Consider the following 6,435-nt stretch of genomic DNA (forward strand, 5'->3'; position numbering starts at 1 on the left):
AATAGATAGACTTTGCTACATTGTCAGGCTCGCTACTTTATTCAGAGCCCTAGGGTCATCTGGTGATACAGATGGTTCACGCTATAGTGGTGAACAGCACTTCATACGACTTCACGTCGCACGGGCATTTTCGAGTCAGGCTACGTCCTGATCTGACACGCCAATGGACAGAACCTTGATAGCACTTTGGAGTGTTCAATAATGCTATCATTGGACATCAATTCTTCTCAGCCCTTTCACCAAGATAATTAAGAAGTTGTACTTTTCCATTAAGAACAGCTTTAGAATAATGAGATCAGCTTTACTTTAAATGTATGAGCAACCTAAGAAAGATTGCTCATTATATTAATGTAAATTATAGATGAATAATTGGATCTGATTTTCCATCAGGATCATTTACTGCCACTCCATCAGTTGAAGGATTGCCACCTGTCATCATAAGGACTGCACACGCAGCAGGAGAAGCCATAGAAGTTCCTGATAATGTTGTTGTTCCTCCACCAGATTTTGTTGAAAGAATACTTACACCAGGGGCTGCATAATCAACAGGTGGGTTATCAAAATTAGAAAAACTAGCAAATTCATCATTTGAATCAGTCGCTGAAATAGTAAAGATACGCTGTCCAGAAGCACTGGCAGGAGAGACGTTTGAGGCACTTTGGGATTCATTCCCTGCCGCAATAGCAAAAAATGCACCTGATTGCTGAGCAGCATTTTCAACAGCATCATTAACTTCTTGGCTAAAGCCACCACCTAAACTCATATTTACGCAGTCACCTTCACTAGCATGTGCAGCAACATGATCAAGGCCTGCTATAATACCTGAATAACTTCCGCTCCCTCTGGCATTAAGCACTTTTACAGGAACGACTGTTGCACCTGCTGCTACACCAATAACATCGATGTCATTGTCTATCGCTGCAATGGTACCTGCCACATGAGTTCCATGACCATTTTTATCATCAAAACCAGCATCACGCCCTGATGTAAATGCACTAAAAGCTCTAGTAGTATCAACGTTCAAATCTGCATGATCGACATCAATACCTGTATCAAGTACCCAAGCTGTACGACCTACTCCATCTACAGCTCCTCCAACTCTTGTCACACTCCAAGGAGTTACTTGTGGATTGGAGCCACCATCTCCAGGCTTAGCACCTCCTTTGGGGTTGGCGTATATTTTACCGTCGGGGATAAAACTAATGATCTCTGAATTATTTGAAAACATAGTCTTAGCCTTGTTGCAGTTCACGTTTACTGCCATTCCTTTATAAGAATTTTTATAAATATGCTTTGCTTTTGCCGATGCTTTAGCCAGCATCCCTCTTGCTTTTCCTTCAACGTCAAATTTTGAAATGTCGTCGCTAAATCGAATAATGCATGTATTTGATATTTCAAGGTCGAAAGCAGATTCGTTATTTATTTGCTCTGCCTGAGCAGATATTGAGCTGAGAGAAACAGTGATTGCTAAAGCCAAAAATGATTTTTTCATGGTTGTTTGCCTTTCTTATATTAGTTTTAGTTGTGGCTTCTAAGCTGTGATGCTTCTTGTGCAGTAAGCTTATAAAACAAACCTTCAAGCAGTATCCGAAGAATGACTGCGCAAACAGTATGTAACAAAATCGCAACATTTAAAACTAAGTAGATTTTAAACGGATAGAGAATATAAATTCAGAATTTGAAAGGCTCGAAATCTTTTTAATAAAAGTTGAGTCACAGGTATATTAAGCCATAAAATTATTTTCAATATTAATCAGTCAACTCCATTAGAGTAAAACAGTTAATACTTATTCGTTATTAGTGCAAGAGCTATCTGGTCGTACCGCTTATAGCTTTTGAGTATTATATATATCGTTTTAAACTATGTTCTAGAATTGAGCTTTTCCAGTTATATTCTTCAGATTGAAAAATTTTGGGGAACAAATGTGCAAGCCGATCAAGCTGGCAAGGGTTTGGACAAAAGTTAGTCATCAAGTGTTCAAGATTGACTCGTCAATGGACAATTTCGATTCAGTTAATGCTCAGAACTAATTCACATATTCATGAAATGTATGGTCTTCTTATTCGATATTAACTTTTTTATGCCGTTCTATTATTTGTGATTCAGGCACATTGATTGATTTTTCGAATGAAGTACATGCTAACAGTCCTGTAGCTCCAGCGATTGCGGTACATATTTGAGGTTGAAAAAAACAACAAATAATTGAGCCTACACTTAGACACATTCCTTCAGCTAGGTATTCAGGCCGTTTAATATCAAAGCCAAAAATTTTCATTTTATGTACTTCTACTGTATTGGTTATCAGCTCTGCTTGAAAACAGCGAGGCTGATTGTCGTTGGCGGGTATTGACGGATTTAAGGCCATGTGTTTTTTACTTAATTGAATCAAATTAAGTCCACCATACAATGGCGCAATTAAATTGAAGGTTAATTATAAATTAAACATCTATCAGGTACTTCTTTAACTAAATAAGAACTCTATGCAGGAAAGGGCTTTTTTAAGACAGCCAGTATTCAGAATCAACTCGAAAATGGACATTTCCGTGTTTAGGTCGTCCACTAACATAATGAAAAACGAACAAGCTTTGAAGTCAACTCACTCTCTCATTAGGGGTGATATTTCAGTCTTTATACTCACTAGCCCTTCCATCGAATGCTCTCGGGAATCAACGCGTATACTTGTAAAGCTTTAGGGTTCTTCATCTTGAGGTTTTGCTGCAACAACAGCAGATAACTGCTAGAATCTTTGGGTTATAGAATAAGGTTCAGGCGGATTTTTGATATAGAAGCCGCTTACTTATTTAGGCAATTTTCTTGAACCTACAGTTTCTTTGTTGGTCTGAGATAGACGAGGTGGCTCAAGTTCACACAACTCGCTAGAAGATTGTCTACTAATCATTTTGATTACTTATGGCCTAATACTTCATGAATCGCCTAAGCACCTGTTTTAGGTGTTTAAGCTGGCTCGCTATCATCTTCAATAATTACGGCTATTTCTGGTCTTTGTTCCTTATCCGGCTCAATTTCTTTTAAATCAAGCGTTGCGATTTGACTGCTTATATCAATACGAACAAGTGATTGATATTCACCATTACTGCCGCTTTCATCGAGTATTTCTGGATGCTGCTGTTTTGCCGCTTGCAAAGTGACTTGACGTATGACTTCTTTGGCTTGATGTTCATTAATTTTAACACCTTGCTTGCGGTATTTTGCAATTAACGCTTTTATTGCTTCACGCTTGACGTAACAGATGATTGTACCTGTAACAGTGAAACCGACCGTGATAACAACAATAACGGTTCCCAATACACCGCCTGCAATTGCGCCACCGTTAACCCCACCGACTAGTTTGGTTTCTAAGCTTGGCTTTGGTGTGGTTTCTGACTGTCCTGTACTTTGGTCGATGCTTCGTTGTGGTAAGTCGCTAATAAACGCCTCTGATGAGAAAGTGCTATCGGGCAATGGGGTTGTGCTATCGGGCAATGGGGTTGTGCTATCGGGCAATTGGGTTGTGCTATCGGGCAATGGGGTTGTGCTATCGGGCAATGGGGTTGTGCTATCGGGCAATAAGGTTGAGGTTAAGCATTCTGATAATGGTTCTTCTTCTACTGGTGTGGTCGCTTTGCAAAAAGGAACACTTCCTTGGCATGCCGTCGGCAAAGGGAATTGATTCGGAGTATAGGCGCAAATGGAGGATTTGAAATATACGTTATTTTGACAAGTGTTTTTTATTCTCACTCCATAACTAATAGAATTGTTACATTTAATTATCTCTGAACAATCAACATCAAAAACTCTAGCTAATTCGCTTTGAACTGTTCCTGTACTGAGTAATCTGCAAGTTTCACTAGCGCCGGCATTAGCAGTTGCATAAACTTTTTCGCCTAACATTTCAATATTCTCTGGTGTTTGCCCGATTAAGTGCCCATTCCAAGTATGGGTATTTAAATCCTCACAAAAAGCGGTAGTTTCATTAGTTGAAAGGCAACTTGAGTTATCATTCTGTGACGGTGCTTGTCTGTGGTTACGATGAGCTGGTCTAGGAACTGCTTCACTATCCACACGCAACAACTCACGCATAGCCATACGCTTAGGTTGCAAGTTATCTTTAAGGTTTGGAGACTCAACATGCCGTTTTATTAATGGCTCTTGTGGTGCATCTCCATCTCCATCTGCATCGATAACCATGTCCGCATCCTGACCAGCGTTAGTCGCCTCAGGCATGGCTGGAATACGACGGCTTATGTAATCCATTGCACCATCCGCTACCTGACTCGCGGCATAAGCCCCCATTGCACCAAAGACGACATTTGTGCCTCGGCGCACCAGACTTTCTTTAGGGACATTCATGTCTTCCATAACTGTGTCCGACGCTTTAGCGGCAATCTGACCGCCTATTAACCCTGCAGCGGCTTTTAAGGTTCCAGCGACATAACCCGACGGAGATAAGGTACTCATCGCGCCAGCTTGTACTAGTGTGCTTGTCGCCTTGACTGCAAATTGCACACTTGGATTGTTTCTGGTTGATTCAGTTAGTAAATTTGTTCCTTTTTTTTCGAAAAACTGAACCAGTTTTCCTGATTGCTGAGCGATAAGGCAATAACCTAATCCAATCCCCGCTGCGCCAATACCGCCTGTTGCTAACCCTGCACCAATGGCAATCGAAGCAGAGAGCGTTGTTTCTGCTGATGGAAGGTGTTGATACACTTGATTAGCAGTATCTTCAAGCTTATTGGCTAGCCCTAGTGCTGAAGAAAAGGGTAAAATGGACATGCTCATAACGTTTCCCTTTAATACATTGCAAATTCGACTTTATATTTGTAGAAAGGTTAAACAACTTATTGATAGTAAATCTCTTTTTGTGAACAAAAGTTAACTTATTACTTGGATTGAAAATTCATTAGGTAAAAGATATTGAAATAAGCGATTAATTATGACTTTTTGAATGGGTGTCTTGGCTTATGAGTTACAAGAGGTAGATCTTTTACTCTAAAACGTTTTGGGGCAGGAATGAGACAGAAACTCAAATCACAAAGAAAAATAAGTATTAAAAATTTGATCTTATTCAGCTCACCTAAAGTTATTAGTAGGAGAATTGGGAGTATCGACATCAAATAGTTATTAGCAATGATAAAGCCGACATCAACATCTCCTGAAAAAGATAGTTACGAGACAAACGAATCTGTTCTATTTACAAAAATTACTAGAGAATTAAATACACTAAAAGTCAATAAAAAACAGCAGTTACATAATACTCCTCCAGTTGGTTTAGAGCAGTTTAATACCCTTTATGCGCAAAAAGGCAATGTCGATACTCTAATGGTTATTAGAGAAGTAAATGCGATTTTATATTCTGAACAGTCAACTTTCCAAGTCTCAACTGCTTCTTCGCCAAATGAAAAGATTGGAAAAGTGACAGGTTGTAATCCTAACCCTCAACATCAAGATCTAATGATTCTTGCTCTTATTGAAAGACTAAGATTATTTCAATGCAATGAAATGTTACCTTCCGAAAGTATCGATAAGTTGAAGCAACTTATAGGGTGTCTAGGGCAAATTTCTCAGGATATGATCCCAGATGAATTTAGATTAGAGTTTCCATTAGTAACACTTCTCTCTTTAAAATGGAGTCCACTACCTGATGTCCCTCACGGTTCGACTTTAGATGGCCCGATTGAATTCGGAGAATTTTATTTAAATGTTATTTACTTTCTCAAAAATTGCCTTGGTCTACACCAGATTTTTAGCAAAAGATTTGCACAAGAGCTGTTGAATTGTCTGAAAGATTTCCCAAACACTCGTTTGGAAATTGCATCAGGTAGAGCCCAATTATCAGCTTCATTTAGATCTGTGAGTTCAAAGTTTATAGTTGCTTCTGATAAGTCAGTGCCAACAGCTACTTTCGATAACTTCCCTGTTAGAAAATTTGATGCACTTAAGCTAATACGGGCATACGGAGGGGAAAAACCCATTTATTTTACCAGCGAGCCTACTTTAGAGTTGATGGATAGTCTGTGTGCGGAGGCATTGAAACAACAGGAGCCAATAATCGTTGTTACAATTGGGGCATTATTGAAAAGTGTCCTATCAAAATATAAAAGGAACCTAGTTGTTTTAGAGCTAAATATCCCCGACTATCTGCAGTTGAAAGACAACGCAGGAGTGCAGCTACTATTTTTTAACCACAATAAAGACCAATTGAAATCATGTAAAGAAAAATTACCTCGTCGTTACTTGCGGTTTCCTTCTCAAGCAGAGTATTGCTAACAATCAATTTGTTTCAGTTCCTAAACTCACAATGGGGCAAAACCTTCACAGCAATTAGAAATAAACCGCAGTGAGCCTTAACCATAACTTGCTCTGGCACATCTGGCGATCTTTTGGTTTATATAAAACGTTCAGCGAGTTCGAACAAAATTCGGGAAAGGATTGAA

Annotated in this window: 4 protein-coding genes; 1 reads left to right on the plus strand and 3 read right to left on the minus strand. The window is 39.2% G+C overall.

Features of this window, described 5'->3' with window-relative positions; genetic code table 11:
- Positions 1 to 355: 355 nt before the first annotated feature.
- The 3 genes from D5018_RS20215 to D5018_RS20225 all read right to left on the minus strand — a co-directional run bounded on the left by D5018_RS20215 (position 356) and on the right by D5018_RS20225 (position 4,780).
- Positions 356 to 1,492, minus strand: coding sequence for a S8 family serine peptidase (locus D5018_RS20215; protein WP_121840789.1), 1,137 nt, complete (start codon positions 1,490 to 1,492; stop codon positions 356 to 358).
- 568 nt (positions 1,493 to 2,060) lie between these two features.
- Positions 2,061 to 2,366 (minus strand): hypothetical protein, encoded by a 306-nt coding sequence (locus D5018_RS20220; protein WP_133309358.1) that lies wholly within the window; start codon positions 2,364 to 2,366, stop codon positions 2,061 to 2,063.
- A gap of 590 nt (positions 2,367 to 2,956) precedes the next feature.
- Positions 2,957 to 4,780, minus strand: a complete 1,824-nt coding sequence (locus D5018_RS20225; RefSeq protein ID WP_121840791.1) for a hypothetical protein — start codon at positions 4,778 to 4,780, stop codon at positions 2,957 to 2,959.
- A 348-nt stretch (positions 4,781 to 5,128) separates the two neighbouring features.
- Here D5018_RS20225 and D5018_RS20230 point away from each other — a divergent pair, with 348 nt between their 5' ends.
- The gene (locus D5018_RS20230) at positions 5,129 to 6,268 is read left to right on the plus strand and encodes a hypothetical protein (protein ID WP_121840792.1); all 1,140 of its coding nucleotides are present in this window, start codon (positions 5,129 to 5,131) and stop codon (positions 6,266 to 6,268) included.
- Positions 6,269 to 6,435: the final 167 nt, after the last annotated feature.

It is taken from the genome of Parashewanella curva, assembly GCF_003675895.1.
Classification (GTDB): Bacteria; Pseudomonadota; Gammaproteobacteria; order Enterobacterales; family Shewanellaceae; genus Parashewanella; species Parashewanella curva.

Excerpts from the sequence above, each read along its gene's own strand:
- D5018_RS20215 (WP_121840789.1), bottom strand. The coding sequence starts at position 1,492 with ATGAAAAAATCATTTTTGGCTTTAGCAATCACTGTTTCTCTCAGCTCA.
- D5018_RS20220 (WP_133309358.1), bottom strand. The coding sequence starts at position 2,366 with ATGGCCTTAAATCCGTCAATACCCGCCAACGACAATCAGCCTCGCTGT.
- D5018_RS20225 (WP_121840791.1), bottom strand. The coding sequence starts at position 4,780 with ATGAGCATGTCCATTTTACCCTTTTCTTCAGCACTAGGGCTAGCCAAT.
- D5018_RS20230 (WP_121840792.1), top strand. The coding sequence starts at position 5,129 with ATGATAAAGCCGACATCAACATCTCCTGAAAAAGATAGTTACGAGACA.